This is a genomic window from Pseudomonas frederiksbergensis (assembly GCF_003732705.1).
Classification (GTDB): Bacteria; Pseudomonadota; Gammaproteobacteria; order Pseudomonadales; family Pseudomonadaceae; genus Aquipseudomonas; species Aquipseudomonas frederiksbergensis_F.
This window is the reverse complement of record NZ_MOBR01000019.1, coordinates 123,136-149,534: the sequence shown is the minus strand read 5'-3', so window position 1 is coordinate 149,534 and position 26,399 is coordinate 123,136. Positions and strand designations below refer to the sequence as shown.

The 26,399-nt window shown below is 58.5% G+C and carries 23 protein-coding genes; 14 read left to right on the top strand and 9 right to left on the bottom strand.

Going from position 1 to position 26,399, the window contains the following annotated elements; genetic code table 11:
* Positions 1-112: 112 nt before the first annotated feature.
* The 5 genes from BK667_RS21060 to BK667_RS21040 form a co-directional block, all read right to left on the bottom strand.
* Positions 113-2,932 carry an FAD-binding and (Fe-S)-binding domain-containing protein gene (locus BK667_RS21060; protein ID WP_123598758.1) on the bottom strand — a complete coding sequence of 940 codons (2,820 nt, stop codon included), beginning with the start codon at positions 2,930-2,932 and terminating at the stop codon, positions 113-115.
* The gene (locus BK667_RS21055) at positions 2,929-3,600 is read right to left on the bottom strand and encodes a LutC/YkgG family protein (RefSeq protein WP_123598757.1); all 672 of its coding nucleotides are present in this window, start codon (positions 3,598-3,600) and stop codon (positions 2,929-2,931) included. Before BK667_RS21055 ends, BK667_RS21060 begins: the two co-directional genes overlap by 4 nt.
* Positions 3,600-5,054: a LutB/LldF family L-lactate oxidation iron-sulfur protein gene (locus BK667_RS21050; RefSeq protein WP_123516499.1), complete on the bottom strand. Its 1,455-nt coding sequence runs from the start codon at positions 5,052-5,054 to the stop codon at positions 3,600-3,602. The genes BK667_RS21055 and BK667_RS21050 overlap by 1 nt, the downstream gene beginning before the upstream one ends.
* Positions 5,051-5,875 (bottom strand): (Fe-S)-binding protein, encoded by an 825-nt coding sequence (locus BK667_RS21045; protein WP_123598756.1) that lies wholly within the window; start codon positions 5,873-5,875, stop codon positions 5,051-5,053. Before BK667_RS21045 ends, BK667_RS21050 begins: the two co-directional genes overlap by 4 nt.
* Positions 5,876-6,020: 145 nt before the next feature.
* Positions 6,021-7,715 carry a lactate permease LctP family transporter gene (locus tag BK667_RS21040; RefSeq protein ID WP_123598755.1) on the bottom strand — a complete coding sequence of 565 codons (1,695 nt, stop codon included), beginning with the start codon at positions 7,713-7,715 and terminating at the stop codon, positions 6,021-6,023.
* Between the two features lie 261 nt (positions 7,716-7,976).
* Here BK667_RS21040 and BK667_RS21035 point away from each other — a divergent pair, with 261 nt between their 5' ends.
* Positions 7,977-8,744, top strand: coding sequence for an FCD domain-containing protein (locus BK667_RS21035; RefSeq protein ID WP_123516493.1), 768 nt, complete (start codon positions 7,977-7,979; stop codon positions 8,742-8,744).
* Between the two features lie 135 nt (positions 8,745-8,879).
* Here BK667_RS21035 and smpB read toward each other — a convergent pair whose 3' ends face one another.
* Entirely contained in the window at positions 8,880-9,362 is a 483-nt protein-coding gene (smpB, locus tag BK667_RS21030; RefSeq protein ID WP_008149046.1) for an SsrA-binding protein SmpB, read from the bottom strand.
* A gap of 118 nt (positions 9,363-9,480) precedes the next feature.
* Between smpB and BK667_RS21025 the strand changes: the two genes are divergently transcribed.
* From BK667_RS21025 to BK667_RS21015, 3 genes are read left to right on the top strand one after another with little or no spacing between them, the layout of a single operon-like run.
* Complete coding sequence (locus BK667_RS21025; protein ID WP_123598754.1) at positions 9,481-10,884, top strand: sodium-dependent transporter; 1,404 nt, start codon at positions 9,481-9,483, stop codon at positions 10,882-10,884.
* A gap of 7 nt (positions 10,885-10,891) precedes the next feature.
* A complete protein-coding gene (locus tag BK667_RS21020; protein WP_054050071.1) occupies positions 10,892-11,326 on the top strand; it encodes a type II toxin-antitoxin system RatA family toxin in 435 nt (144 codons plus the stop codon).
* On the top strand, positions 11,319-11,633 hold the full coding sequence (locus tag BK667_RS21015; protein WP_123598753.1) for an RnfH family protein: 315 nt from the start codon (positions 11,319-11,321) through the stop codon (positions 11,631-11,633). The genes BK667_RS21020 and BK667_RS21015 overlap by 8 nt, the downstream gene beginning before the upstream one ends.
* 61 nt (positions 11,634-11,694) lie before the next feature.
* Here the strand turns inward: BK667_RS21015 and BK667_RS21010 are convergent, their stop codons facing one another.
* Positions 11,695-12,222 carry an outer membrane protein assembly factor BamE gene (locus BK667_RS21010; protein ID WP_123516485.1) on the bottom strand — a complete coding sequence of 176 codons (528 nt, stop codon included), beginning with the start codon at positions 12,220-12,222 and terminating at the stop codon, positions 11,695-11,697.
* Positions 12,223-12,319: 97 nt separating this feature from the next.
* Between BK667_RS21010 and fur the strand changes: the two genes are divergently transcribed.
* Entirely contained in the window at positions 12,320-12,724 is a 405-nt protein-coding gene (fur, locus tag BK667_RS21005) for a ferric iron uptake transcriptional regulator (RefSeq protein WP_003197684.1), read from the top strand.
* 75 nt (positions 12,725-12,799) lie between these two features.
* Here the strand turns inward: fur and recN are convergent, their stop codons facing one another.
* The gene (recN, locus tag BK667_RS21000) at positions 12,800-14,473 is read right to left on the bottom strand and encodes a DNA repair protein RecN (protein ID WP_054050066.1); all 1,674 of its coding nucleotides are present in this window, start codon (positions 14,471-14,473) and stop codon (positions 12,800-12,802) included.
* Positions 14,474-14,714: 241 nt separating this feature from the next.
* Here recN and grpE point away from each other — a divergent pair, with 241 nt between their 5' ends.
* The 8 genes from grpE (at position 14,715) to BK667_RS20960 (ending at position 25,179) form a co-directional block, all read left to right on the top strand.
* Positions 14,715-15,281: a nucleotide exchange factor GrpE gene (gene grpE, locus BK667_RS20995; protein WP_123516483.1), complete on the top strand. Its 567-nt coding sequence runs from the start codon at positions 14,715-14,717 to the stop codon at positions 15,279-15,281.
* 102 nt (positions 15,282-15,383) lie between these two features.
* A complete protein-coding gene (dnaK, locus tag BK667_RS20990) occupies positions 15,384-17,300 on the top strand; it encodes a molecular chaperone DnaK (RefSeq protein WP_123405132.1) in 1,917 nt (638 codons plus the stop codon).
* A gap of 296 nt (positions 17,301-17,596) precedes the next feature.
* Entirely contained in the window at positions 17,597-18,721 is a 1,125-nt protein-coding gene (gene dnaJ, locus BK667_RS20985; protein ID WP_007933514.1) for a molecular chaperone DnaJ, read from the top strand.
* Positions 18,722-18,730: 9 nt separating this feature from the next.
* Positions 18,731-19,537 (top strand): 4-hydroxy-tetrahydrodipicolinate reductase, encoded by an 807-nt coding sequence (dapB, locus tag BK667_RS20980; RefSeq protein WP_123598752.1) that lies wholly within the window; start codon positions 18,731-18,733, stop codon positions 19,535-19,537.
* Between the two features lie 259 nt (positions 19,538-19,796).
* Positions 19,797-20,933 carry a glutamine-hydrolyzing carbamoyl-phosphate synthase small subunit gene (carA, locus tag BK667_RS20975; protein WP_123516479.1) on the top strand — a complete coding sequence of 379 codons (1,137 nt, stop codon included), beginning with the start codon at positions 19,797-19,799 and terminating at the stop codon, positions 20,931-20,933.
* A gap of 118 nt (positions 20,934-21,051) precedes the next feature.
* Complete coding sequence (gene carB, locus BK667_RS20970) at positions 21,052-24,273, top strand: carbamoyl-phosphate synthase large subunit (RefSeq protein WP_123516477.1); 3,222 nt, start codon at positions 21,052-21,054, stop codon at positions 24,271-24,273.
* Positions 24,270-24,746: a transcription elongation factor GreA gene (gene greA / locus BK667_RS20965; RefSeq protein WP_123516475.1), complete on the top strand. Its 477-nt coding sequence runs from the start codon at positions 24,270-24,272 to the stop codon at positions 24,744-24,746. Before carB ends, greA begins: the two co-directional genes overlap by 4 nt.
* Before the next feature lie 28 nt (positions 24,747-24,774).
* A complete protein-coding gene (locus BK667_RS20960) occupies positions 24,775-25,179 on the top strand; it encodes an MFS transporter (protein ID WP_123516473.1) in 405 nt (134 codons plus the stop codon).
* A gap of 9 nt (positions 25,180-25,188) precedes the next feature.
* On the opposite strand, the gene BK667_RS20955 is transcribed toward BK667_RS20960, so the two are convergent.
* On the bottom strand, positions 25,189-25,497 hold the full coding sequence (locus BK667_RS20955) for a YhbY family RNA-binding protein (RefSeq protein WP_123516471.1): 309 nt from the start codon (positions 25,495-25,497) through the stop codon (positions 25,189-25,191).
* A gap of 105 nt (positions 25,498-25,602) precedes the next feature.
* Here BK667_RS20955 and rlmE point away from each other — a divergent pair, with 105 nt between their 5' ends.
* On the top strand, positions 25,603-26,232 hold the full coding sequence (gene rlmE, locus BK667_RS20950; protein ID WP_123405147.1) for a 23S rRNA (uridine(2552)-2'-O)-methyltransferase RlmE: 630 nt from the start codon (positions 25,603-25,605) through the stop codon (positions 26,230-26,232).
* The last annotated feature ends 167 nt before the right edge of the window (positions 26,233-26,399 follow it).

Here is a 26,399-nt window from a genome sequence, read left to right as displayed (position 1 = left end):
TCCTTGAACTGAGGGTCCAGGCATCGCTGGCCATCAGGACGGGCTGCCGAGTTTGGGTAAGGCCCAGCATTTACCGGGCTTAATCTGTGGACTACGGCGCCTCGTCAGGGTTCTATTTTTCTTGCATGGCCCTCGCCCGGGTCACCCGATCCACCAGATAGACCAGCCCGTGGTAGTCAATTCCACCGTGTTGCGTCAGACCAATCTCACAGGTGCGGCTGGTGGAAATCCCCTCGCTGCAATGCTGCACCGCATCCTTGAGCGAGCGCAGTGAATGCGCATTCAACTCTGGCGTGGTGAAGCCCTTGTCGCCCGCAAACCCACAGCAATGAATGCCTTCGGGAATCACCACGTTGTTGCTGCACTTGCGCGCCAGATCGATCAGCGCCTGACTCTCGCCCAAGTGCTGAGTGCTGCAAGTGACGTGGACTGCGATCGGCGCTTCCTGAGGGGTGAAGTCCAGTCGATCCATCAAATGCGTGCGGATGAAACGCACAGGGTCGTACAGATCCAGGCGCACGTCGCCGAGGTCCTGAACCAACCGCAGCGTGCAGGGGCTGGTGTCGCAGTAGATCGGATCGAGCCCGCCTCGACTGGCGTGCAGCAGCGCGCCGATCAGTTCCTGGCGTTTGTGTTCAGCCTGTTCGGCGTAGCCCTTGGAGGCGAACGGCTGACCGCAGCAGAGGTTGTCCTGATTGTCTGGAAAGACGACTTGGTAACCGGCCTTTTCCAGCAGCCCGCGGGTTTTGTCGTACAGCGACATCTGCTCTTTATCCCCCGCCGCCGGGCCCATTGCCCGCGAGACGCAGGCCGCCAGGTACACCACCCGAGGGCGTTCGTCCGACACGACCGGGCTGAAGCGAATAGCTTTTTCCGGCTGTGGCATGGCGTTGGTCCATTGCGGAACCTGGCCTTTGGACAATCGCGTCAACGTTGCCGACAGCTTCGCCAGACGCGGCGCCCCCAGCAGCATTCGGGCACCGTTGGCCACGTGCAGGGTAAAACGCGCACCTTGCAGTGCAGTGGCGAAATTTCCTTCAAGCCAATTGGCGGTTTTCGTATGCGTCGCCTTACGGCTGCGAAGCTTTTTCACCAGTTCGCCGGTATTGATTCCTACAGGGCAGCGTTGTGCGCAAAGCCCGGTGGCGGCGCAGGTATCAATACCTTGATATTCGTAAGCGGCTTCGAGTTCGGTGGTGTCGACGCCGGCACGTTTCTTCGCCTGGATGTCGCGCCAGATAACGATGCGCTGACGCGGGCTCAGGGTCAGTCCTTTCGACGGGCAGACAGGCTCGCAAAAACCGCACTCGATGCACTTATCCACAATCTCGTCGGCGGCGGGCAGCGGCTTCAGGTGCTTGAGGTGAATCTGTGGATCGTCGCTGAGCACCACGTCCGGGTTGAGAATGCCGTTAGGGTCGAGCAGGCGTTTGAGCTGCCACATCAACTGGTAGGCATCGCTGCCCCATTCCAGTTCGACGAAGGGCGCCATGTTGCGACCGGTGCCGTGTTCCGCCTTCAGCGAGCCGCCGAACTCCACGGCCACCAGTTGCGCCACGTCGTCCATGAACGCTTGATAGCGTGCGACTTCTTCCGGGTTGTTGAAGCCTTGAGTGAAGACGAAGTGCAGATTACCTTCCAGGGCGTGTCCGAAAAGGATCGCTTCGTCGTAGTGATGTTTTTCGAACAGCTCGATCAACCGGTTAACACCGATGGCCAGTTGTTCCACCGGGAAGGTCACATCTTCGATGATCACCGTGGTGCCGGTTTTGCGCACAGCACCGACCGCAGGGAAGGTGTCCTTGCGGATTGCCCAGAGCCGGGCGTTTTCCACCGGGTCTTCGGTGAAGTCGACTTGCTTCTCCACCGGGAACGACGTCAGGGACGCCATGATTTGCGTCAGTTGTTCGCGCAGCAAAGTGGACGAGGCGGCGCGGGATTCGATCAACAAGGCGCAGGCATTATTCGACAGCTGTTGTACGAAATCGGGCATGCCGGGTTTGTCCTGCACCGAGCGCAGACTGCGGCGGTCCAGCAGTTCCACGGCCGACACTGGTTGGCTTTTCAGCACGGTGACGGCGTTGCAGCAGGTTTCCACGTCGGGGAACACGATCAGCGCCGACGCTTTGTTCGGGTGGTCGATGACCGTGTCGTAAGTCACCGCGCTGATAAACCCGAGGGTGCCTTCGGAGCCCACCAGCAAGTGGCTCAAGATATCCACAGGCTCATCGAAATCCACCAGAGCATTGAGAGACAGGCCAGTGGTATTTTTCAGACGGTATTTATGGCGAATTTTTGCGGCTAATTCGGAATTGGCGCGGGTCTCGCGGCCCAATGTTGTCAGACGCTCAAGCAGCTCGGAGTGGCTCTGACGAAACGCCGCCACACTGGCGGCGTCTTCGGTATCGAGACGGCTGCCATCGGCCAGCACCAGACGAATCCCGGCCAACGTGTGATAGGTATTTTGCGCGGTGCCGCAGCACATGCCGCTGGCATTGTTGGCGACGATGCCGCCAATTTTGCAGGCGTTGATCGAGGCCGGGTCCGGTCCGATCTTGCGCCCGAACGGTGCCAGCCAGGCGTTAGCCTGGGCACCGATCACGCCCGGTTGCAGGCGGATTTGTGTGCCTTGACCACGAATCTCGCGACCGTTCCAGTTATCCCCCAGCACGATCAAAACCGAATCGCTGATGGCCTGCCCGGACAGGCTGGTGCCGGCCGCACGAAACGTCACCGGGACCTGATCCCGTTGCGCCAGTTTCAGCAGCTCGGCCACCTCGTCTTCGGACTCGACGCGGATCACCAGTTGTGGAATCAGACGGTAGAAACTGGCGTCGGTGCCGAAGGCCAACGTCGACAATGGATCGTCGAAACGTCGATCTTCAGGGATCAATTGCTGCGCATCACGCAGAAACGCTGCCGGTAAAGTCATTGGTCCTCCAGGATCAACACCACCAGGTCTTTCGGACCGTGGGCGCCGTAGGCCAGCACTTGCTCGATATCGGCGGTTTTCGATGGCCCGGACACCAGCAGCGCGTTGGTCGGCATGCCTTGAGCCCACTCGAATTCCTGTTGCACCTGATAAAAGTTGTCGCGGATTTCACTGGCCTTGAGCAGCGCAAAATGCACCGGCGGTACCAGGCTCATCAGTCGCGGTTCTTCCCGCGTCGGCCAGAGAATCAGGCTGCCCGTCGCGGCGATAGCGCCGAGTGTAGTCGTGAGGCTGGCCGGCGTGTCGTTAAACAGCTCGGCTTTCCATTCTTCTACCGGGCGGTCGTAGGATTTGAGCGTTGGCAGGTCGGGATTTTCCGACCAGTGCTGAGTGACTCGTTGACCATGGGGCGTCGTCGGCGCGATCAACAGGCTCGGCAGTTGACGATCCCTTAAAAGTTGCCCCAATAATTCGGGCCAATCTTTATCCGTGGTCAGGTGGATTTCGGTGTGCACCGCTTCCATCAGTTTGCGCAGTTGCGGGATGCGTTGCTCAGGCGTGTAGGTGTACGGCTTGGTTAGCAGTTCGACGTCGAATTCGTCGGCCACCGGCGTGGTGCCGGTCAGACTATTCCTCAATTTAGCGAGGATATTTTGCTTGGCGCTCATCAACGGTCTCCCTGTTTGGCCAGATGCTCGCGGGCCATGTCATGCAGCGAGCGGGCAGCGGGTTTTGGCGCGCTGTGGTTTTGCGTCCAGGGGCCGACATTGCTCGGCGCAAGGGCGCGCAAGCGAGTGGCGAAGAAGCCGAACAAACGATAGAGCGTCGGCGAGCTGTTGAGCCGGGCCCAGGCGTTCCAGATAAAGCGTTCCTTGCGCGAGTACTTGCTACCTTGGCCGCGCATGACTGGATGCGGGCTGTCCGGGGCTTTGACGTTTTCTTCCCGCAGGCGTCGCAGCAATGCGGGAATCGGAATTTTTACCGGGCAGACTTCACCGCAGGCACCGCATAACGACGACGCGCTCGGATGATCCGGGACTTTCGCCAGGCCGACCATGTGCGGGGTGATGATTTTTCCGATGGGCCCGGGGTAAACCTCCCCATAGGCGTGGCCGCCGATTCGGGTGTAGACCGGGCAATGATTCATACACGCGCCGCAGCGAATGCAGTTCAAGGTCTGGCGTAGTTCGCTGTCGGCAAACGCCTGGCTGCGACCGTTGTCGAGCAATACCAGGTGCACTTCCTGAGGGCCGTCGAGCTCATGTTGCTTGCGCGGGCCGGAGATCATGTTGACGTAGGTGGTGATGGGTTGGCCGAGGGCCGAACGGGTCAGCAGCGATAATAGCGGCACCACGTCCCGCAGGTTTTCAACGACTTTTTCGATGCCGGTGACAGCGATGTGCACCGGTGGCACGGTGGTGGTCATGCGCCCGTTGCCTTCGTTTTCCACCAGCAGCAAGGTGCCGGTTTCGGCCACGGCGAAGTTGACGCCGGAGACGCCGATGTCCGCTTCGAAGAATTTCTGTCGCAAGACTTTGCGACCGATCTGAATGAGTTGGTCAACGTCCTTGGTGTATTCCACGCCAAGTTTGTCGTGGAACAAGGACGCGACCTGACCGGCATTCTTGTGGATCGCCGGCATAATAATGTGTGAAGGCTTCTCGTGGTCGAGCTGGACGATGTACTCGCCCATGTCCGATTCCAGGCATTCAATGCCTTGATCAGCGAGGAAATGATTCATCTCCATTTCTTCACTGACCATCGATTTGCCCTTGATCACTTGCCGCCCCTCGTGAGCGCGGATGATCGATAAGACGATGCCATTGGCCTCGTCCACCGTTTCCGCCCAGTGCACTGTCACACCGTTGCGGGTCAGGTTCTGTTCAAGCTGCTCGAGCAGGTCGGGCAACTTGGATAACGCACGGGCGCGGACAGCATTGCCCAGCACTCGCAGATGTTCTCTTTCATGGGCATCGCTGAAAGACGCTGCCCGTTTTGTCATCAGTGAATCCATCGCGCTGCGAAAGTTGTTTCGCAATTGCGTGTCAGCCAAAGCCTCGTGAGCCCGGCTGCGAAAATCTTCTTCTACGGCAACCGTAGGAATAATCGCGGAGGCGTTCATAGAACACCCCCGGTGCGCTGCCAAAGGAAACTGGCCAGGTGTTGGCCGCGCAACGCTTCCTTTTGTTTCTCCAGCGAGCCGTTGATGTTCATCAAACAGCCGCAATCGGCACTGAGTACCTGATGCGCGCCGGATTCCTTCAACGAGCGGGTCTTGTCAGCCACCATCGCGCCGGAAATGTCTGGCATACGGACGCTGAAAGTCCCACCAAAGCCACAGCATTCACTTTCGTGGCTGTGCTCGACCCGTTCCACGTTGCTCAACTGCGCCAACAACTCGCGGCCGTGCAGGTGAGTGTTCATCTCCCGGCGTGCCGAGCACGACGTGTGCAGCGCCACTTTTACCGGTGTGCCGCTGTCCTTTAGCTGAACCTTGCAAACAAACAGCAAGAACTCCGCCAATTCATAAGTCCGGGCTGCAAGCGCCTGAACCTGTTTCAACGTGTCCGGTTCGTCCTTGAACAAGTCGGCGTAGTGTTCGCGCAACATGCCCGCGCAAGAACCCGACGGCACCACCACCGGATAATCCCCGGCAAACAGCGCCAATTGCGAGCGCGCCACGGTCCGCGCCTGTTCGGTGTAACCCGAGGTGTAGGCCGGTTGCCCGCAGCAGCTTTGGCCTTGCGGGTATTCGACACGAATGCCTTCGCGTTCCAGCAGGTGAATCGCGTCCATCCCGGCTTCGGGATAGAACAGATCCACCACGCAGGTCCCGAACAGATAGACCCGTGACGGTTTCTCGTTGGGGTATTGCCGAGGCTCAGGCAGTGGCGGGGCGACACGGGTCGCGTTCGGCACCGCGTTGTAAAAAAGCTCGCTCATCAGGCGTGTCTCTCGGCCGGTTACCCGTCCGTTGAGGCTGCTGAATATAAAGCGGCAAGCTTTCAGCAGCCTTACAGACCGGGTTGTGAATAGCTGACGCCGGAGTCGTGGTCCGGCGTCGGTTTTTTCCGTGTTGCTCGTAGGCTTAGTGCACCAGCATGCCGGTGAACCAGTAGGCCTGGGCGTAGGTGATCAGGCCGACGATCGTGGCAAAGAACAGGCTGTGTTTGAGGGTGAAGCGGAACAGGTCCGACTCCTTGCCCACCAGCCCGGTCGCGGCGCAGGCTACGGCGATCGATTGCGGCGAAATCATCTTGCCGGTCACGCCGCCGCTGGTGTTCGCCGCCACCAGCAGAACATCGCTGACGCCGATCTGGTGCGCGGTGGTCGCTTGCAACGAACTGAACAGTGCGTTGGACGAGGTATCGGAACCGGTCAGGAACACGCCCAGCCAACCAAGGAATGGCGAGAAGAACGGGAATGCCGCGCCGGTTGCTGCCAGCACCAAAGCCATGGTCGATGACATGCCCGAATAGTTGGTGACGAAGGCAAACGCCAGCACCATGCCGATGGACAGAATTGGCCAGCGCAGTTCGTAGAAGGTCTCTTTCAAAGTGGTAAGACCAATTCTGAAGTTGATCTTCAGTACCAGCATCGAGATCAACGCGGAGAAGAAAATTGCCGTGCCGGTCGCGGAAATCGGATCAAGTTTGAACACCGCTGGAATGGCGGTCGGAACGGTTACGATCGGCGCGACCTTGATCACCAGTTGGTCCAGGTGCGGAATGGCGAAGTTGAATACCCAGCTGTACATCGAACCGCCTGCGGCAAACATGGCCTTGAACGGCTTCAAGGTCCAGATGGTGACCAGCACGGTGAGAATCAGGAACGGCGACCAGGCCTTGAAAATTTCCAGCAGGCTGTAAGGCGAAGCCACGGTTGTGCGTTTCTGGCCGAAACCTCCGACACTCGCAGTCACCACGGACGCCGACACGGCGCCGGCGATGTGTTGGCCGGCGGCGCGTTTTGGCTGCCAGACTTTCAGGAACAGCGTCAGGGAAATCAGGCTGACCAGTGCTGACGTGATATCCGGCAGTTCCGGGCCGATGAAGTTCGAAGTGAAGTACTGGGTGATGGCAAAGCTCAAGCCCGCTACCAGTGCGGCCGGCCAGGTCTCACGAACGCCGCGCATGCCGTCCATCATGAACACCAGCCAGAACGGCACAAACAGCGACAACAGAGGCAATTGGCGGCCGGTCATGGCGCCGATCTTGAACGCGTCGATGCCGGTGACTTGCCCGGCGACGATGATCGGAATCCCCAAGGCGCCGAATGCGACGGGCGCAGTGTTGGCGATCAGGCACAGGCCGGCGGCGTACAGCGGGTTGAAGCCCAGTCCTACAAGCAGTGCGGCGGTAATCGCTACCGGCGCACCGAAACCGGCGGCACCTTCCAGGAACGCGCCGAAGCAGAAGCCGATCAGGAGAACCTGCAAACGCTGATCGTCGGTGATCGACAGCACCGAGCTGCGGATCACTTCGAACTGGCCGCTCTTGACCGTCAGTTTGTAGAGGAACACTGCCGCAACAATGATCCAGGCAATCGGCCACAAACCGTAGGCGAAGCCATACCCGGCAGCGGCGAACGCCATATCCACCGGCATCTGGAAGGCGAAGATCGCCACGGCAATCGACAAGGCCAGGGTGATGCTGCCGGCCACATGGCCTTTGAGACGGAACACGGCCAAGGCCAGGAAGAAAAATATGATGGGGATGACGGCCGCGAGTGCGGACACGCCGAGATTGCCGAGCGGGCTGTAGAGCTGTTGCCAGGTTTGCATATGGGGTGGCCCCTAATTGTTGTTGGTCAGGCACTGTCAGCGTTCTTGGTTAATTGGTAATACCAATTTACAATCGCTGTTGGCTAGGGTAAAAGCGTTGTAGGCGGTGTGTCAATTTGTCGCCCTAAAACTTTTGTCGAATAAGCGGTGCAGAACGCATCTGATCTGTTCGATCAAGCGTCGTCTGGTAGGTGCTGCCACAGCGCCGATAGGCCAGAATAGAGAGCCCGGCGAGCTGCCGGGATCGTGGAGAATTGAGTTATGGGGTTTGATCAGATTCGTCAGCGCCGTTTGTCTGACGATATTGTCGAGCGGCTCGAGGGGATGATTCTCGAGGGCACGCTGAAGTCCGGTGAGCGCTTGCCGGCCGAACGCGCGTTGGCCGAGCAGTTCGGTGTGTCACGCCCTTCGTTGCGCGAAGCGATTCAAAAACTGGCGGCCAAAGGCTTGCTGGTCAGTCGCCAGGGCGGCGGCAATTATGTGGTGGACTCCCTGGGCTCGACGTTCAGCGATCCGCTGCTGCATCTGTTGGAAAGCAACCCCGAGGCCCAGCGAGATTTGCTGGAGTTTCGTCATACCCTGGAAGCTTCCTGCGCCTATTACGCAGCGTTGCGCGCCACCGATGTGGATCGCGAACGGCTGACGGCGGCGTTCGACGAATTGCAGGATTGCTATACGCGTCACGATGAAGTGAGCCGGGTGGAAGAGGGCGCGGCGGATGCGAAATTCCATCTGGCGATTGCCGAAGCCAGTCATAACGCCGTGTTGTTGCACACCATTCGCGGGCTGTTCGACCTGCTCAAGCGCAACGTGGTGACCAACATTGGTGGCATGTACAAGCAGCGCACTGAGACTCGCGACATGCTGATCAGTCAGCATCGGGAGTTGTACCTGGCGATTATCGAAGGGCGGGCGGAGCAGGCACGGGAAGTCTCCAGCCGACACATTTTGTATGTGCAGGAAGTGCTGGAGGAGGTGCGTCAGGAAGTGCAGCGCATGGCTCGGGCGGAGCGGCGCAAAGGAATGTAGCCAGGTAGATCATGATCGTTCCCACGCTCCCGCGTGGGAATGCAGCAATGGACGCTCTGCGTCCGCTTTGTGACGCAGAGCGTCACGGGATGCATTCCCACGCGGGAGCGTGGGAACGATCATCAGGCCAGAAGATTAATCTTCCTTGCCCTTGTTGCGCACCGCGCGCTGCAGCTCGCGACCGGCATCGCGTTCGCGTTCGGTATCACGCTTGTCGTATTCCTTCTTGCCCTTGCCCAGAGCGATCTCGCACTTGACCATGTGCTTGCTCCAGTACCAGGACAGGCATACGCAGGCATAACCTTTTTGCTGCACGGCGGTGGCAAGCTTTTCCAGCTCGCGCCGGTTGAGCAGCAACTTTCGTGTGCGGGTCGGATCAGCGATGACGTGCGTACTGGCTGTCATCAGCGGCGTGATGTGACTGCCGAGCAGCCAGGCTTCGCCATCCTTGAGCAGTACGTAACTGTCAACAAGCTGTAGCTTGCTTGCCCGCAGACTTTTTACTTCCCAGCCGGCCAGGACCAGACCAGCCTCGAACTTATGCTCGATGAAGTAATCGTGTCGCGCCTTTTTATTTTGCGCGATGGTCCCTGTTGGGTGTTTCTTCTGTTTAGCCATAGGGGCGGCATTATAGGGAGTTGCACGCAAGTCGGCTACGGTATCGCTACGTGCTTGAGCAGGTTGATTGAATCCCGGACAATGCGGCCTCTTTTTTGAACGCTTGGGCGTGATAACGATGTCGACAGACAAGGTTTCTGTCCACGGCAGTTGGGCTAGCCGCTGGGTTTTCATACTCGCCGCGACCGGTTCGGCCGTGGGCCTGGGTAGCATCTGGAAATTCCCGTACATGGTTGGCGTCTACGGCGGCGGTGCTTTCGTGTTGATGTTTTTGGTGTGCATCGCGCTGATCGGTGTGCCGGTCATGCTGGCGGAAACCCTGATCGGCCGCCGCGCCCGTCAAAGCCCGGCCAACGCCTTGAAGGTGCTGGCGCTGGAGGCGGGGCATTCCGGGAAGTGGTCCTGGGGCGCATTCGCCGGGATGATCACGGCACTGCTGATTCTGTCTTTCTATAGTGTGGTCGGCGGCTGGTCGCTGGATTACATCATCGACATGGGGCGTGGTGACTTCCAGGGGGTGACGGCGGATCAGGTGGGGGCCTATTTCGGCAATGTGATCGCTGATCCGTGGTGCCTGACACTTTGGCACACGATTTTTATGCTGTTGTCCGCCGTGGTGATCGCCAAAGGTGTGGTCGCCGGGCTTGAGCGCAGTCTGCGGATCATGATGCCGCTGCTGTTCGTGATGGTGATTGTGCTGCTGGGTTACAGCATGACCACCGGCCATTTCATGGAGGGCGTGCATTTCATGTTCGACTTCCACCCTGAAAAAGTCCTCGACGGCTTGCTGCCCGCCATGGGGCACGCGTTCTTCTCCCTGAGCGTGGGCGTCGGTTCGATCATGATCTACGGCGCTTATATGCCGAAGAACTCATCGATTTCCGGCACCGTGGTTGGCGTGGCGCTGCTCGATACCTTTGTTTCGTTGGTGGCCGGCCTTGCATTGTTTCCGATTGTGTTCGCCGCGGGCCTGAACCCGAGCGAAGGTCCTGGTCTGATGTTTGTCAGTCTGCCATTTGCCTTTGGTAACGTAGCGTTCGGGCAGTTGATGGGCGTAGTGTTCTTCGTGCTGGTGGCAGTGGCGGCCTGGAGTTCGGCGATTTCATTGCTTGAACCGATGGTGGCTTACCTGGTTGAACGCACCAAAATCAGCCGCGCCTGGGTCACATTCTGGCTGGCATTTACCTGCTGGTTCGTGGGGCTGGGTACGGTGTTTTCCTTCAATATCTGGAAGGAGGCCAAATTTTTCGTGAACGAAGGTGGAATGTTCCATCTCTACCAATGGGGCGCCGCTGGCGGTCTGGACTTCTTTGGTGTGATCGACTTCTTCACCTCGCGGATCATGCTGCCCCTCGGTGGTTTGTGTTTCGTGGTGTTTGCAGGCTGGATCATGGGGCGTGAAGCGGTTCGCGATGAATTGTCGATCCGCAGCCCGATGTTGTTCGGCCTGTCCTTGTTTTTGATGCGCTATGTGGCGCCCATCGGCATTCTCGTAGTGTTTGCCGCCCAGCTGTGGAAGTGACGCTGACATGACGACACATATTCAACGCTCGGCCCTGCTGCCGTACCCGGCGCAAGCCCTCTATGACCTGGTCAACGACGTGGCGCGTTATCCGGAATTCCTGCCGTGGTGCTCAGCGGCCGAAGTCCTGGAAAGCTCCCCTGAGCACATGCGTGCCAGTGTCGGCGTGGCCAAGGGTGGCTTGAGTCAACATTTCGTCACCCGAAATACGCTGGTGCCCGGGCATTCGATCGAGATGAATCTCGAAGAAGGCCCGTTCAACCAGTTGCATGGCGTCTGGGTGTTCAAGCCATTGGGCGAGAAAGCCTGCAAGATCAGCCTGGACTTGTCGTTCGACTACGCCGGGCCAATCGTGCGGGCGACACTGGGACCTTTGTTCAATCAGGCGGCGAACACCCTGGTGGACGCGTTCTGTCAGCGCGCCAAGCAGATGCATGGTTGAGTCGGTGATTGAGGTTGAGGTGGTGTATGCCGCCGTTGATCGTCAGGTACTGCTGAGCGTGGCAGTGCCGGCGGGCGCTACGGTTCGGGCCGCTTTGCTTGAATCTGGCGTGGGTGCCGAGTTTCCTGAGCTGGATCTGACCGGTTGTCCGGTCGGCATCTTCGGCAAAGCGATTGCGGACCCCGATACTCGCGTGGTTCAGGCGGGTGATCGCATCGAGATTTACCGACCGCTGCTTGCCGATCCCAAAGAGGTTCGTCGCTTGCGTGCGGCCAAAGCAGCCGAGGCCAAGGCGCGCAATCAGTGATCTGATCAAACGCCAGACAATAAAAAACCCGGACATGCCGGGTTTTTTATTGCGTCGCAAATTATTGCGGTGCGGTGTCCAATGGTTCCGGACTCGGGACTGGAACGGTTTCTACACCGTCTACATCCTTCTGGATCTGGTCCAGCAACGAACCTGGTTTCACCGGTTTTTCTGGTTTTGGCTTCTCGGTGTTTTCTGCAGGAGCGGTCACGTTAGTGCCGGGTTCCTTGCCGAGAATGGCTTCGTCGCGGCTCACGCCAGGCATAAAATCACCCGACAGGCTGACGAGCTGGTCATTAGGGTTGAAGATAACGCTTATGCGTTCCTGTTGGCGTTCACCACCACCCGGTTGCAGGCTATACAGGTAATCCCAGCGATCGGCATGGAACGTGTCGGTCAGCAGAGGGTTGCCCATGATAAACCGTACTTGCCGACGGGTCATTCCCGGGCGTAACTGGTCTATCATGTCCTGCGTGACGACATTGCCCTGCTGGATGTCGATTTTGTAAACCCCGGGGAATGAACAACCGGCGAGTGCGAGCAGTCCCACGAAGGTGAAACTGGTTAGCAAGAGCTTGGTGTTTTGCATCGGTGGGCGACTTCCACTATCTTGGCTGGGACAACGTAAACGCCGATCATACCCGCATTAAGAGAAGCTGCGAAGCAGCATCGCGAGAAAGCTGACCATGGTTGAAAATAGCGAACTACGCAAAGCCGGCCTCAAAGTGACCCTGCCACGGGTCAAAATTCTGCAAATGCTCGATTCCGCCGAGCAACGCCACATGAGCGCCGAGGATGTCTACAAGGCGCTGATGGAGGCTGGTGAGGACGTCGGTCTGGCCACGGTTTACCGTGTACTGACTCAGTTCGAGGCAGCTGGGCTTGTGGTGCGACATAACTTCGACGGCGGTCACGCCGTCTTCGAACTGGACGACGGCAAGCATCACGACCATATGGTCAACGTCGAAACCAGTGAAGTGATCGAGTTCTTCGACGAAGAAATCGAGCGCCTTCAGAAGGCTATCGTCGATAAGTATGGTTTCGAGATGGTGGATCACAATCTCGTGCTGTACGTACGCAAGAAAAAGTAAGCATGTCGCGCGAACAGGATGTTCGCGAAACGAGCGAAGGCGACCCCAGGGTCGCCTTCGTGCTTTCTGCTGATCTTAAATTTTGGCAGTGATGACCATTTTCTTCGCGTGGGCCAGGGATTCCTTCGTCAGGTCGATGCCCCCGAGCATGCGCGCGACTTCCTCGACGCGATCATTCTTGCTCAGCTTGGACACAGCCGTATGGGTTGCATCCTCGCCACGTACCTTGTGCACAAACAGATGCTGATGACCCTGTGCTGCCACTTGCGGCAGGTGAGTGACTGTCAATACTTGCCCGCGCTCCCCGAGCCGGCGTAGCAATTGGCCGACAATCTCCGCAGTCGGGCCGCCGATGCCCACGTCCACTTCATCGAACACCAGGGTTGGAACCCTGGAGGTCTGTGCGGTGATGACCTGGATCGCCAGGCTGATCCGTGACAGCTCGCCGCCCGAGGCCACTTTTGCCAGGGCTTTCATCGGTTGCCCCGGGTTGGCGCTGACCAGCAGTTCGACCTGTTCAAGTCCGTTGGGTAGCAATTCGTTGCTGCTGTTGGGGCGCAGTTCGATGGTGAAACGTCCACCGGGCATACCCAAACGCTGGATCTCTTGTTCCACGGCGCTGGCGAGGCTGCCCGAGGCTTGATGGCGCAGGTCGCTCAGGTCGCGCGCCTTCTCCTGATAATGACGGGCATAGGACGCCAGTTCATCGCTCAGGCGCTCAATGGATTCGTCGTTGGCATTCAGGGTTTCAATTTCATCCAGTAGCTTCTGTTGCATCTCAGCCACTTCAGTTGGCTGAATCCGGTGTTTGCGCGCCAGGGTGTAGATCGCGTCGAGGCGTTCTTCCAGATATTGAAGACGCGCCGGGTCTGCGTCGAAATTATCGAGGAACCGGTTCAGTTCGCCGACGGCTTCTTCAACCTGAATCTGCGCACTGGTCAGCAGGCTGCTGGCCTCGCCCAAGGCGCCAATCGAGTTGTTCACGCTCGACAAGCGGTTGAGGCTTGCGGTCAGGGCGTTCAGCACATTGCCTGAATCACTTTCGCTGCATTGCTCGACCACTTGTCGGCAGATGCCCAGCAGGGTTTCGGCGTTGGTCAGGTTTTTGTGTTCCTGCTCCAGTTGTTCCAGTTCGTTCTCGCCGAGGCCGAGGTTTTCCAACTCTTCGAGCTGGTAGCTCAGCAATTGATGGCGGGCGCGTTGCTCATCGCCGGAATTGGACAGGCGTTCCAGCTCCTGGCGGGTCTGGCGCCAGCGCTGGGCGGCCAGTTGTACCTGGCGGGCAAGGTCGGTGGCGCCGGCATACTCGTCAAGCAGGCGGCGATGGGTATCGGTCTTGAGCAGGGATTGGTGCTCGTGCTGGCTGTGGATATCGATCAGTAACTCGCCCAAGGCCTTGAGATCGCCAAGCGGGCAGGGTGTGCCGTTGATATAGCCGCGGGAGCGACCTTCTGCGGTTATCACCCGGCGCAGGATGCACGGGCCGTCGCTTTCCAGGTCGCGCTCGGCCAGCCAGGCACTGGCTTCCGGGATATCGATCAAGTCGAAGGTCGCCAGAATGTCGGCCTTGTCGGCGCCGGGGCGGACTACGCCGCTGTCGGCGCGATCACCCAGGGTCAGGCCCAGGGCGTCGAGCATGATCGACTTGCCGGCGCCGGTTTCCCCTGTGATCACGCTCATCCCGCGATCGAGTTCGAGATCGAGATGTTCAACGATGGCGTAGTTGTGTACGGACAGGTGCACCAGCATAAAGGCCGCTCCCAGGCTTTAGGTCTGGTTATTTATACAGTGTTTTGTTTCTGGCTGACAATGCCCTCCCTTAGCTCGATTTGCTTGATCCGACGAAATCGTTAGCACGCCAGGGAATGACAATGCTGCTCTTTTTGTAGGGTTAATCCTCCCGCACCCCTTGAAGCTGAATTTTGCGGCCCCATATAGCTGGGCAGAAGCGCGAGTTGAGCTCGCGGACGATATTGAAAGGAGAAAATCTATGGCTGACGAACAGACAGTGGATACGCAAAATCTAGACGCCGATCAGGCTGCCCAGGTTTCGGGTGATGAGCTGGCGGCTCGTGTACAAGTGCTCGAAGAGCAATTGGCTGGTGCTCATGATCAGGCTTTGCGTGTAGCGGCTGATCTGCAGAACGTCCGCCGTCGCGCCGAGCAGGATGTCGAAAAGGCTCACAAGTTTGCGCTGGAAAAATTCGCTGGCGACCTGCTGCCGATCATCGACAGCCTGGAGCGTGGTCTGGAGTTGTCCAACCCGGATGACGAGAGCATCCGCCCAATGCGCGAAGGCATCGAACTGACCCTGAAAATGTTCCAGGACACCCTGAAGCGTTATCAGTTGGAAGCGATCGATCCCCATGGCGAACCGTTCAACGCCGTTCATCACCAGGCGATGGCCATGCAAGAAAGCGCCGATGTCGAGCCGAACAGCGTGCTCAAGGTGTTCCAGAAGGGCTACCAGCTCAACGGTCGCCTGCTGCGCCCGGCCATGGTCGTGGTCAGCAAGGCACCTTCGCCGGTTTCGCCTTCGATTGATGAGCAGGCTTGAAATTAGCCGCAAGGCCCCCATTTAGAAGTCAAGCGTTTAAGTGCTACCGCAGTTAGCCACCACTGCTGCGGCAACCAAATCCAAAGTTTCGGGAGAGTTAACATGGGCAAAATTATCGGTATCGACCTGGGGACTACCAACTCCTGCGTCTCCGTGCTGGAAAACGGCGTAGCCAAAGTTATTGAAAACGCTGAAGGCGCGCGTACCACGCCGTCGATCATCGCGTATGCCAACGATGGCGAAATCCTCGTTGGCCAGTCGGCCAAGCGTCAGGCTGTGACCAATCCGCACAACACCCTTTACGCGGTGAAGCGTTTGATCGGTCGTAAGTTCGACGAAGAAGTCGTGCAGAAAGACATCAAGATGGTTCCGTACAAAATCGCCAAGGCTGACAACGGCGACGCTTGGGTTGAAGTGAACGGCCAGAAAATGTCGCCGCCACAGATCTCGGCTGAAATTCTGAAGAAAATGAAGAAAACCGCCGAAGACTACCTCGGCGAGCCAGTGACCGAAGCAGTAATCACTGTTCCGGCCTACTTCAACGACAGCCAGCGTCAAGCGACTAAAGACGCCGGCCGCATCGCGGGCCTGGACGTTAAACGTATCATCAACGAACCAACCGCAGCCGCTCTGGCTTACGGTATGGACAAAGCGAAAGGCGATCACACCGTGATCGTTTACGACTTGGGCGGCGGTACTTTCGACGTTTCCGTGATCGAAATCGCTGAAGTCGATGGCGAGCACCAGTTCGAAGTATTGGCCACCAACGGTGACACGTTCCTGGGCGGTGAAGACTTCGACATTCGTCTGATCGACTACCTCGTTGACGAATTCAAGAAAGAAAGCGGCATGAACCTTAAAGGTGACCCGCTGGCCATGCAGCGCCTGAAAGAAGCCGCTGAAAAAGCCAAGATCGAACTGTCTTCGAGCAATTCGACCGACGTGAACCTGCCGTACATCACTGCAGACGCCACCGGTCCTAAGCACTTGAACGTGAAAATCTCCCGCGCCAAGCTCGAAGCGCTGGTAGAAGACCTGGTTCAACGCACCATCGAACCTTGCCGCATCGCTCTGAAAGACTCCGGTATCGACGTTGGCGCGATCAACGACGTGATCCTGGTTGGCGGTCAGACCCGTATGCCACTGGTTCAGAAGCTGGTGACCGAGTTCTTCGGTAAAGAAGCTCGTAAAGACGTGAACCCGGACGAAGCCGTTGCCATGGGTGCTGCTATCCAGGGCGCAGTATTGGCCGGTGACGTGAAAGACGTTCTGCTGCTGGACGTCAGCCCGCTGACCCTGGGTATCGAAACCATGGGCGGCGTGATGACTGCGCTGATCGAGAAAAACACCACGATTCCTACCAAGAAATCCCAAGTGTTCTCGACTGCCGATGACAACCAGGGCGCTGTGACCATTCACGTGCTGCAAGGTGAGCGTAAGCAAGCGGCTCAGAACAAGTCCCTGGGCAAGTTTGACCTGGCCGAGATTCCACCAGCACCACGTGGCGTGCCACAAATCGAAGTGACCTTCGACATCGACGCCAACGGCATCCTGCACGTAGGCGCCAAAGACAAGGCTACTGGCAAGACTCAGTCGATCGTGATCAAGGCCAACTCGGGTCTGTCCGAGGAAGAAATTCAGCAGATGATTCGCGATGCTGAAGCCAACGTCGACGCAGATCGCCAGTTCGAAGAGCTGGCTGCTGCCCGCAACCAGGGCGACGCACTGGTTCACTCGACGCGCAAAATGGTCGCTGACGCTGGCGACAAAGTGAGTGCTGAAGAGAAGACTGCAATCGAAGCTGCCGTAGTTGCCCTGGAAGCCGCTGTTAAAGGCGACGACAAGGCTGCCATCGACGCCAAGGTTGAAGAACTGTCGAAAGTCTCCGCGCCAGTGGCTCAGAAAATGTACGCCGAACAGGCTCAGCCTGCTGAAGGCGCTGCACCGCACGACGAAAAAGCTGAAAAAGCTGACGACGTTGTCGATGCTGAGTTCGAAGAAGTCAAAGACCACAAGTAAGTTGTTGGTCGGCCGGTTGACTGCCTTTGGGCAGTGACTGGTAGGATGTCGCCGCGCGGGGGCTTGCTCCCGCGTTGGCGCGTCTGGAGTTAGCGAATTTTTACAGCATGCGACATCGTTCGGATGTTGGTGGTATGGCCGGGAATGCTCCTGCTTTTCGCGCCGAAAGTACCGCAGTGAACAAAGACCAGGATCGTTGAATTGACGTGAGTTGGGTCCGGGCCTGTATTGGGGCTCAACGAGTTTGGCGAAGCTCAGGAGGGATTTGCCGAACGTCCTTAAGAGTGCAAAGACTTATGGCAAAGCGTGACTATTACGAAGTATTGGGTGTCGAGCGCGGCTCAAGCGAAGCAGACCTGAAAAAGGCCTACCGTCGCCTGGCGATGAAGCACCACCCGGACCGTAATCCCGATGACAAAGCGTCGGAAGAGATGTTCAAGGAGGCCAACGAGGCCTACGAAGTGCTGTCCGATTCCAGCAAGCGCGCGGCGTACGACCAGTATGGTCATGCCGGTGTCGACCCGAGCATGGGTGGTGGCGGTGCCGGGTTTGGCGGTCAGAACTTCTCCGACATCTTTGGCGATGTCTTCAGTGACTTCTTCGGTGGCGGTCGCGGCGGTTCCCGTGGCGGTGCCCAGCGCGGCAGCGACCTGCGTTACACCCTGGAGTTGAACCTGGAAGAAGCGGTGCGCGGCACGACCGTGAATATCCGCGTTCCGACACTGGTTAACTGCAAGCCCTGCGACGGTTCGGGTGCCAAGAAAGGCTCCTCGCCGATTACCTGCCCAACGTGCGGTGGTATCGGCCAGGTTCGCATGCAGCAGGGTTTCTTCTCGGTGCAGCAAACCTGCCCGCGCTGCCATGGCCAAGGCAAAATCATTTCCGATCCGTGCGATTCCTGTCACGGCGAAGGCCGTGTCGAAGAGTACAAAACCCTTTCGGTCAAAGTGCCGGCCGGTGTTGATACCGGTGATCGCATTCGTCTGTCCGGCGAAGGCGAGGCGGGCGCCCAGGGTGGTCCGACTGGCGACCTGTATGTGGTGATCAACGTGCGCGAGCACGCGATCTTCCAGCGTGACGGCAAGCACCTGTTCTGTGAAGTGCCGATCAGTTTTGTCGATGCGGCGTTGGGCGGCGAGCTGGAGATTCCGACCCTTGATGGCCGGGTCAAACTGAAAATCCCCGAAGGGACTCAAACCGGCAAGCAGTTCCGTGTTCGCGGCAAAGGCGTTGCGCCGGTGCGTGGCGGCGGTGCTGGCGACCTGATGTGTCGCGTGGCGGTGGAAACCCCGGTCAACCTGGGTCGTCGTCAGCGCGAATTGCTCGAAGAGTTCCGCAGCTCCCTGGCGGACGACAACAGCCATTCGCCGAAAACCACCGGTTGGTTCGAAGGCGTGAAGCGCTTCTTCGGCGATTTGTAAGGAGTGAACATGCGACGTATTGCGGTGATGGGCGCTGCCGGGCGCATGGGCAAGATCCTGGTCGAAGCGGTGCAGCAACGCGCGCCGCTCACCGGTCTGACGGCGGCCATCGTGCGCCCCGGCAGCACGTTGATCGGCGTGGATGCTGGCGAGCTGGCTTCGCTCGGGCGGATCGGCGTGCCGCTGTCCGGTCATGTGGAAGCGGTGGCTGAAGAATTCGATGTGTTGATCGATTTCACCCTCCCGGAAGTGATGCTGAAAAACCTGGCGTTCTGTCGTAAGGCAGGCAAAGCCATGGTGATCGGCACCACGGGTCTGGACGCTGCGCAGAAGCAGTTGCTGGCCGAGGCGGGCAAGGATATTCCGATCGTGTTCGCGGCCAATTTCAGCGTGGGTGTGAACCTGTCGCTGAAGCTGCTCGACATGGCGGCTCGTGTGCTGGGTGATGACGCGGACATCGAAATCATCGAAGCGCATCATCGGCACAAGATCGATGCACCTTCAGGTACGGCGCTGCGCATGGGTGAAGTGATCGCCAGTGCGTTGGATCGTGATCTGCAGAAGGTCGCGGTTTATGGTCGTGAAGGCCATACCGGTGCCCGCGAGCGGGAAACCATCGGCTTCGCGACCGTTCGCGGTGGTGATGTGGTGGGCGATCATACGGTGCTGTTCGCCTGCGAGGGTGAGCGCCTGGAGATCACGCACAAGGCGTCCAGTCGCATGACCTTCGCCAAGGGCGCGGTACGTGCCGCGTTGTGGCTGGATGGGCGCGAGCCTGGCCTCTACGACATGCAAGACGTGCTCGACCTGCGTTAAGATGCGCCCGAAATCGGGTTCAAACAGCGTGTTTGAGCCCGGTTTTACTCCGCCAAGCGACGTCCTGTCGCATTCCATAGCCTTTCAGGCTCATTGGCGGTAGACCAAAAATGCCTTTTTCTGTAAGCTACAGCTTTAGTGTGTCCACTAAAAGCGCGCAGAATAATTCGGTGAAGAAGCGGGGTGACGTGTCCATACGTCACTCCGCTTTTTTACAACCTGCGATCGCCCTTTCAGGCTTTATTTACGGGAGGTCTTCTTGACTAAGCCAGCCATACTCGCCCTTGCTGATGGCAGCATTTTTCGCGGCGAAGCCATTGGAGCCGACGGTCAGACCGTTGGAGAGGTGGTGTTCAACACCGCCATGACCGGCTATCAGGAAATCCTTACCGATCCTTCCTACGCCCAACAGATCGTTACCCTGACTTACCCGCACATCGGCAACACCGGCACTACACCGGAAGACGCCGAGTCTGACCGCGTCTGGTCCGCTGGCCTGGTCATCCGTGACCTGCCACTGGTTGCGAGCAACTGGCGTAACACGATGTCCCTGTCCGATTACCTGAAAGCCAACAACGTTGTGGCAATCGCCGGTATCGACACCCGTCGCCTGACACGCATCCTGCGTGAAAAAGGCGCGCAAAACGGCTGCATCATGGCCGGCGACAACATCTCCGAAGCAGCCGCCATCGCCGCCGCCCAGGGCTTCCCTGGCCTCAAGGGCATGGACCTGGCGAAAGTCGTCAGCACCAAAGAGAAGTACGAGTGGCGCTCGACTGTCTGGGACTTGAAGACCGACAGCCACGCGACCATCGACGCCTCCGAGCTGCCGTACCACGTGGTGGCCTACGACTACGGCGTCAAGTTGAACATCCTGCGCATGCTGGTTGAGCGTGGCTGCCGCGTGACCGTGGTGCCGGCACAGACTCCAGCCGCCGACGTCCTGGCACTGAAGCCGGACGGCGTGTTCCTGTCCAACGGCCCTGGTGACCCGGAGCCTTGCGACTACGCAATCCAGGCGATCAAGGACGTGCTCGAAACCGAGATTCCGGTGTTCGGCATCTGCCTCGGTCACCAACTGCTGGCCCTGGCCTCCGGCGCCAAGACCTTGAAAATGGGTCACGGCCACCACGGCGCCAACCACCCGGTCCAGGACCTGGACACCGGTGTTGTGATGATCACCAGCCAGAACCACGGTTTTGCGGTAGATGATGCGACCCTGCCAGCCAACGTCCGGGCGATCCACAAATCGCTGTTCGACGGCACGCTGCAAGGGATCGAACGTACCGACAAGAGCGCCTTCAGCTTCCAGGGTCACCCTGAAGCCAGCCCTGGCCCGAACGACGTAGCGCCTCTGTTTGATCGCTTCATCAACGAAATGGCCAAGCGACGCTAATCGCTAGCACTGATGCAGCAAAGCTTGAGGGTGGTCCCGACACCGGCGGCCCCCTCAAGGCTTCACAGATTGAACAAGACGGCTTGCCGACTGACCTGCGGATTTGAGTGACAAACCCATGCCAAAACGTACAGACATAAAAAGCATCCTGATTCTCGGCGCTGGCCCGATCGTTATCGGCCAGGCTTGCGAATTCGACTACTCCGGCGCCCAGGCCTGTAAAGCCCTGCGCGAGGAGGGTTACCGCGTCATCCTGGTGAACTCCAACCCAGCGACCATCATGACCGACCCGGACATGGCCGACGCCACGTACATCGAGCCGATCAAGTGGCAGACCGTTGCCAAGATCATCGAGAAAGAGCGTCCGGACGCGCTGCTGCCGACCATGGGTGGCCAGACTGCCCTGAACTGCGCCCTGGACCTGGAGCGCGAAGGCGTTCTGGAGAAGTTTGGCGTAGAGATGATCGGCGCCAACGCTGACACCATCGACAAGGCTGAAGACCGTTCGCGCTTCGACAAGGCGATGAAATCCATCGGCCTGGACTGCCCGCGTTCGGGTATCGCCCACAGCATGGAAGAGGCCAACGCAGTGCTCGAGAAGCTTGGCTTCCCGTGCATCATCCGTCCGTCCTTCACCATGGGCGGCACCGGCGGCGGGATCGCTTACAACCGCGAAGAATTCGAAGAAATCTGCGCCCGTGGCCTGGACCTGTCGCCGACCAAAGAGCTGCTGATCGACGAATCCCTGATCGGCTGGAAAGAGTACGAGATGGAGGTTGTCCGCGATAAGAAGGACAACTGCATCATCGTCTGCTCTATCGAAAACTTTGACCCGATGGGCGTGCACACCGGTGACTCGATCACCGTTGCGCCAGCACAGACTCTGACGGACAAGGAATACCAGATCATGCGTAACGCCTCCCTGGCGGTACTGCGTGAGATCGGCGTGGAAACCGGCGGCTCAAACGTCCAGTTCGGCATCTGCCCGGACACTGGCCGTATGGTCGTGATCGAGATGAACCCGCGTGTATCCCGCTCTTCGGCACTGGCCTCGAAAGCCACTGGTTTCCCGATCGCGCGTATCGCTGCCAAGCTGGCGATCGGCTACACCCTGGACGAGCTGCAGAACGAAATCACCGGCGGCGCTACGCCTGCGTCCTTTGAGCCGTCGATCGACTACGTCGTCACCAAGCTGCCACGCTTCGCCTTCGAAAAATTCCCGAAAGCCGACGCACGCCTGACTACTCAAATGAAGTCGGTCGGTGAAGTCATGGCCATCGGCCGGACTTTCCAGGAATCCCTGCAGAAAGCCCTTCGCGGTCTGGAAGTGGGCGTTTGCGGCCTGGACGAGAAGCTCGACCTGAGCAACCCGGAAAGCATGAGCGTGCTCAAGCGCGAACTGACCGTGCCGGGCGCCGAGCGTATCTGGTACGTGGCTGACGCCTTCCGCGCCGGCCTGTCGGTCGAAGACATCTTCGGCATGAACATGATCGATCCGTGGTTCCTGGTGCAGATCGAAGATCTGATCAAGGAAGAAGAGAAGGTCAAGACCCTGGGGCTGGCCAGCATCGACCGCGACATGATGTTCAAGCTCAAGCGCAAGGGCTTCTCCGACATGCGTCTGGCCAAGCTGCTGGGTGTGACCGAGAAAAACCTGCGTCGCCATCGTCACAAGCTCGAAGTGTTCCCGGTCTACAAGCGCGTTGACACCTGCGCGGCCGAGTTCGCCACCGACACCGCCTATATGTACTCGACGTACGAGGAAGAGTGCGAAGCTGCGCCGACGGGCCGCGACAAGATCATGATCCTGGGCGGCGGTCCAAACCGCATCGGCCAAGGCATCGAGTTCGACTACTGCTGCGTACACGCGGCCCTTGCCCTGCGCGCCGACGGGTACGAGACCATCATGGTCAACTGCAACCCGGAAACAGTTTCTACCGATTACGACACCTCCGATCGCCTGTACTTCGAACCAGTGACCCTGGAAGACGTGCTGGAAATCTGCCGCGTCGAGAAGCCAAAAGGCGTCATCGTCCAGTACGGCGGCCAAACCCCGCTGAAACTGGCGCGCGCCCTGGAAGAAGCCGGCGTGCCGATCATCGGCACCAGCCCTGACGCCATCGACCGTGCCGAAGACCGCGAGCGCTTCCAGCAGATGGTTGAGCGCCTGAACCTGCGTCAGCCGCCAAACGCCACCGTGCGCAGCGAAGACGAAGCGATTCGTGCCGCTGCCAAGATCGGTTACCCGCTGGTGGTTCGCCCGTCCTACGTACTGGGCGGTCGGGCGATGGAAATCGTTTACGAAGAAGAAGAGCTCAAGCGCTACCTGCGTGACGCGGTGAAAGTGTCCAACGACAGCCCGGTGCTGCTCGACCACTTCCTCAACTGCGCCATCGAAATGGACGTGGATGCAGTTTGCGACGGCACCGACGTGGTGATCGGCGCGATCATGCAGCACATCGAACAGGCGGGCGTTCACTCCGGTGACTCCGCGTGCTCCCTGCCGCCGTACTCGCTGCCTGGCCACATCCAGGACGAGATGCGCGAACAGGTCAAGAAAATGGCTCTGGAGCTGGGCGTTGTCGGCTTGATGAACGTTCAGTTGGCGCTGCAAGGCGAGGACATCTACGTCATCGAAGTCAACCCGCGCGCTTCCCGTACCGTACCGTTCGTGTCCAAGTGCATCGGTGTTTCCCTGGCCATGATCGCGGCTCGCGTGATGGCTGGTAAAACCTTGAAAGAAATTGGCTTCACCAAGGAAATCATTCCGAACTTCTACAGCGTGAAAGAGGCGGTGTTCCCATTCGCCAAATTCCCTGGCGTGGACCCGATCCTGGGCCCGGAGATGAAGTCCACCGGTGAAGTGATGGGCGTGGGCGACACCTTCGGCGAAGCGTTCGCCAAGGCCCAGATGGGCGCCAGCGAAGTGCTGCCGACCGGCGGTACCGCGTTCATCAGCGTGCGTGATGACGACAAGCCACTGGTTGCAGGCGTAGCCCGTGATCTGATCAACTTGGGCTTCGAAGTGGTTGCCACTGCCGGTACTGCCAAGCTGATCGAAGCCGCAGGCCTGAAAGTGCGTCGTGTGAACAAGGTGACCGAAGGTCGTCCGCACGTGGTCGACATGATCAAGAATGACGAAGTCACCCTGATCATCAACACCACCGAAGGTCGTCAGTCGATCGCTGATTCCTACTCCATTCGTCGTAATGCCCTGCAGCACAAGATCTACTGCACAACCACCATTGCTGCTGGCGAAGCTATCTGCGAAGCGCTGAAGTTCGGTCCCGAGAAGACCGTGCGCCGCTTGCAGGACCTACACGCAGGATTGAAGGCATGATCAAGTACCCAATGACCGTCCAGGGCGCCAAAGCCCTGGAAGAAGAACACGCTCACCTGACCAAGGTCGTCCGTCCGAAGCTCAGTCAGGACATCGGCACAGCCCGCGAGCTGGGTGACCTGAAGGAAAACGCCGAATACCATGCTGCTCGCGAGCAGCAAGGTATGGTCGAGGCGCGGATCCGTGACATCGAGGGCCGGATTCAGAATCAGGTCATCATTGATGTCACCACCATCGCTCACACCGGTAAGGTGATTTTCGGCACTACTGTTGAAATCGCCAACACTGACACTGATGAGCGCGTCACCTACCATATCGTCGGTGAAGACGAGGCTGACTTCAAAAAGGGCAAGATATCCGTGGGTTCGCCACTGGCTCGTGCCTTGATCGGCAAGGAAGAAGGCGATGTAGTGATGGTGAAGACGCCTGGTGGCGATATCGAGTACGAGATTGTTGAAGTCCGCCACATCTGAAAGAAGGCGCCCGCTGCGTGCGGGCGCCATGCTTTGGCAGTTGACTCAGATGTTGTGGGTTGGCGGCCTGTGGTTGTTGCATATCGGTCTGCTGCCGGTGCTGGGCAAGATTGGCCTGGCGCCGCTGCTGATCGACGAAATCGAAGGCATGCTGGATGCGCTGATGGTGGGATTCGCCACAGCGTGTGTGATTTTTCAGGCTTTGGTGCTGGTTCAGGCCGAGGGCCTTGCCAGTCTATGGCGGGACATTCGCGGGCAACTGCTGATGATGGCGCTGTATGCGTGCGGGATGTTTTTCATCGTCCGCTCCGGCTGGCCGCAAGCGGTGCGCTGGGAAACGTTCAGCTATCTGGTTCTGGGGTTTTCCGGGCTGGTGCTGGTGTTGCAACCGGTGCCTGGATGGAGTGGCAGGGTGCGCGAAGCACACCCTTGACCCTTGTCATCACGCGAAGCGATGGACGTTCGACAGCTGCTTGTTGACGCTGAAGTTCTTGCGGTAAATCAATGCCATCTTGCCGATGACCTGAACCAGGTCCGCTTTGCCGGCCTTGCAAATTTCTGCAATGGTAGCCACGCGGGATTCGCGATCGAGGATGTTGAGCTTGATTTTAATCAGCTCGTGATCCGCCAGCGCGCGTTCAAGTTCGGCTAACACACCTTCAGTCAAACCGTTATCAGCCACAGTCAAAACTGGTTTCAGATGGTGGCCAATGGATTTGTATTGTTTCTTCTGCTCTGGTTTGAGCGGCATAATCTGACCCCTGTGTCTGATCTTGTAAAAAGCGGCGGCCAGTTTACCCGAGCGAGTCCGGGACCGCCCAGTTAATCACGACCCGTTTTATTTTCGAGGTGGCCAGTGGCCCGTTCCAAGACAAGCCTTAAGTGGCTGCAAAGACATGTCAATGATCCCTATGTGAAGCAGGCGCAGAAGGATGGTTACCGCTCGCGTGCGAGTTACAAGCTTCTGGAGGTCCAGGAGAAATACAAACTTATCCGTCCAGGTATGAGTGTTGTCGACCTGGGAGCTGCGCCCGGCGGCTGGTCGCAGGTCACCAGTCGGCTGATCGGTGGTCAGGGGCGCCTGATCGCTTCGGACATTCTGGAAATGGACAGCATTCCGGACGTGACTTTCATCCAGGGTGACTTCACCGAGGACGAAGTGCTCGCTCAGATCCTTGAAGCCGTGGGTAATTCGCAGGTGGACCTTGTGATTTCCGATATGGCCCCCAATATGAGTGGTACGCCTGAGGTGGACATGCCCAAAGCCATGTTTCTATGTGAGCTGGCTCTTGATCTGGCGGCTCGGATACTCAAGCCGGGTGGTAATTTTGTGATCAAGGTGTTTCAGGGCGAAGGGTTTGATGCTTACGTGAAGGACGCTCGTCAGAAATTCGACAAGGTCCAGATGATCAAGCCGGACTCTTCCCGTGGCAGTTCCCGCGAGCAATACATGCTGGCTTGGGGCTACCGCAGCCGTAGTGAGTAAATCGAGGTTTTTTTGCGGGTCGATAGGATTTTCGTATTTCGCCCCGTGAGCATTAGCGAATATTGTGTAGAAAGTGTTTCACAAAGGGTTACAGACGGCGCCTGCCAGAGTCGTAGGTAATGTAGTAAGTTAGGCCGGTGAATATCATGCGAAGCGCGCGCCATTAG

Excerpts from the sequence above, each read along its gene's own strand:
- dnaJ (WP_007933514.1), top strand. The coding sequence starts at position 17,597 with ATGGCAAAGCGTGACTATTACGAAGTATTGGGTGTCGAGCGCGGCTCA.
- BK667_RS20955 (WP_123516471.1), bottom strand. The coding sequence starts at position 25,497 with ATGCCGCTCAAACCAGAGCAGAAGAAACAATACAAATCCATTGGCCAC.
- BK667_RS21015 (WP_123598753.1), top strand. The coding sequence starts at position 11,319 with ATGGTTGAGTCGGTGATTGAGGTTGAGGTGGTGTATGCCGCCGTTGAT.
- BK667_RS21050 (WP_123516499.1), bottom strand. The coding sequence starts at position 5,054 with ATGAACGCCTCCGCGATTATTCCTACGGTTGCCGTAGAAGAAGATTTT.
- recN (WP_054050066.1), bottom strand. The coding sequence starts at position 14,473 with ATGCTGGTGCACCTGTCCGTACACAACTACGCCATCGTTGAACATCTC.
- BK667_RS21045 (WP_123598756.1), bottom strand. The coding sequence starts at position 5,875 with ATGAGCGAGCTTTTTTACAACGCGGTGCCGAACGCGACCCGTGTCGCC.
- BK667_RS21060 (WP_123598758.1), bottom strand. The coding sequence starts at position 2,932 with ATGACTTTACCGGCAGCGTTTCTGCGTGATGCGCAGCAATTGATCCCT.
- BK667_RS20960 (WP_123516473.1), top strand. The coding sequence starts at position 24,775 with ATGCTTTGGCAGTTGACTCAGATGTTGTGGGTTGGCGGCCTGTGGTTG.
- BK667_RS21020 (WP_054050071.1), top strand. The coding sequence starts at position 10,892 with ATGACGACACATATTCAACGCTCGGCCCTGCTGCCGTACCCGGCGCAA.
- carB (WP_123516477.1), top strand. The coding sequence starts at position 21,052 with ATGCCAAAACGTACAGACATAAAAAGCATCCTGATTCTCGGCGCTGGC.
- grpE (WP_123516483.1), top strand. The coding sequence starts at position 14,715 with ATGGCTGACGAACAGACAGTGGATACGCAAAATCTAGACGCCGATCAG.
- dnaK (WP_123405132.1), top strand. The coding sequence starts at position 15,384 with ATGGGCAAAATTATCGGTATCGACCTGGGGACTACCAACTCCTGCGTC.
- fur (WP_003197684.1), top strand. The coding sequence starts at position 12,320 with ATGGTTGAAAATAGCGAACTACGCAAAGCCGGCCTCAAAGTGACCCTG.
- greA (WP_123516475.1), top strand. The coding sequence starts at position 24,270 with ATGATCAAGTACCCAATGACCGTCCAGGGCGCCAAAGCCCTGGAAGAA.
- smpB (WP_008149046.1), bottom strand. The coding sequence starts at position 9,362 with ATGGCTAAACAGAAGAAACACCCAACAGGGACCATCGCGCAAAATAAA.
- BK667_RS21035 (WP_123516493.1), top strand. The coding sequence starts at position 7,977 with ATGGGGTTTGATCAGATTCGTCAGCGCCGTTTGTCTGACGATATTGTC.
- BK667_RS21010 (WP_123516485.1), bottom strand. The coding sequence starts at position 12,222 with ATGCAAAACACCAAGCTCTTGCTAACCAGTTTCACCTTCGTGGGACTG.
- BK667_RS21040 (WP_123598755.1), bottom strand. The coding sequence starts at position 7,715 with ATGCAAACCTGGCAACAGCTCTACAGCCCGCTCGGCAATCTCGGCGTG.
- BK667_RS21055 (WP_123598757.1), bottom strand. The coding sequence starts at position 3,600 with ATGAGCGCCAAGCAAAATATCCTCGCTAAATTGAGGAATAGTCTGACC.
- dapB (WP_123598752.1), top strand. The coding sequence starts at position 18,731 with ATGCGACGTATTGCGGTGATGGGCGCTGCCGGGCGCATGGGCAAGATC.
- BK667_RS21025 (WP_123598754.1), top strand. The coding sequence starts at position 9,481 with ATGTCGACAGACAAGGTTTCTGTCCACGGCAGTTGGGCTAGCCGCTGG.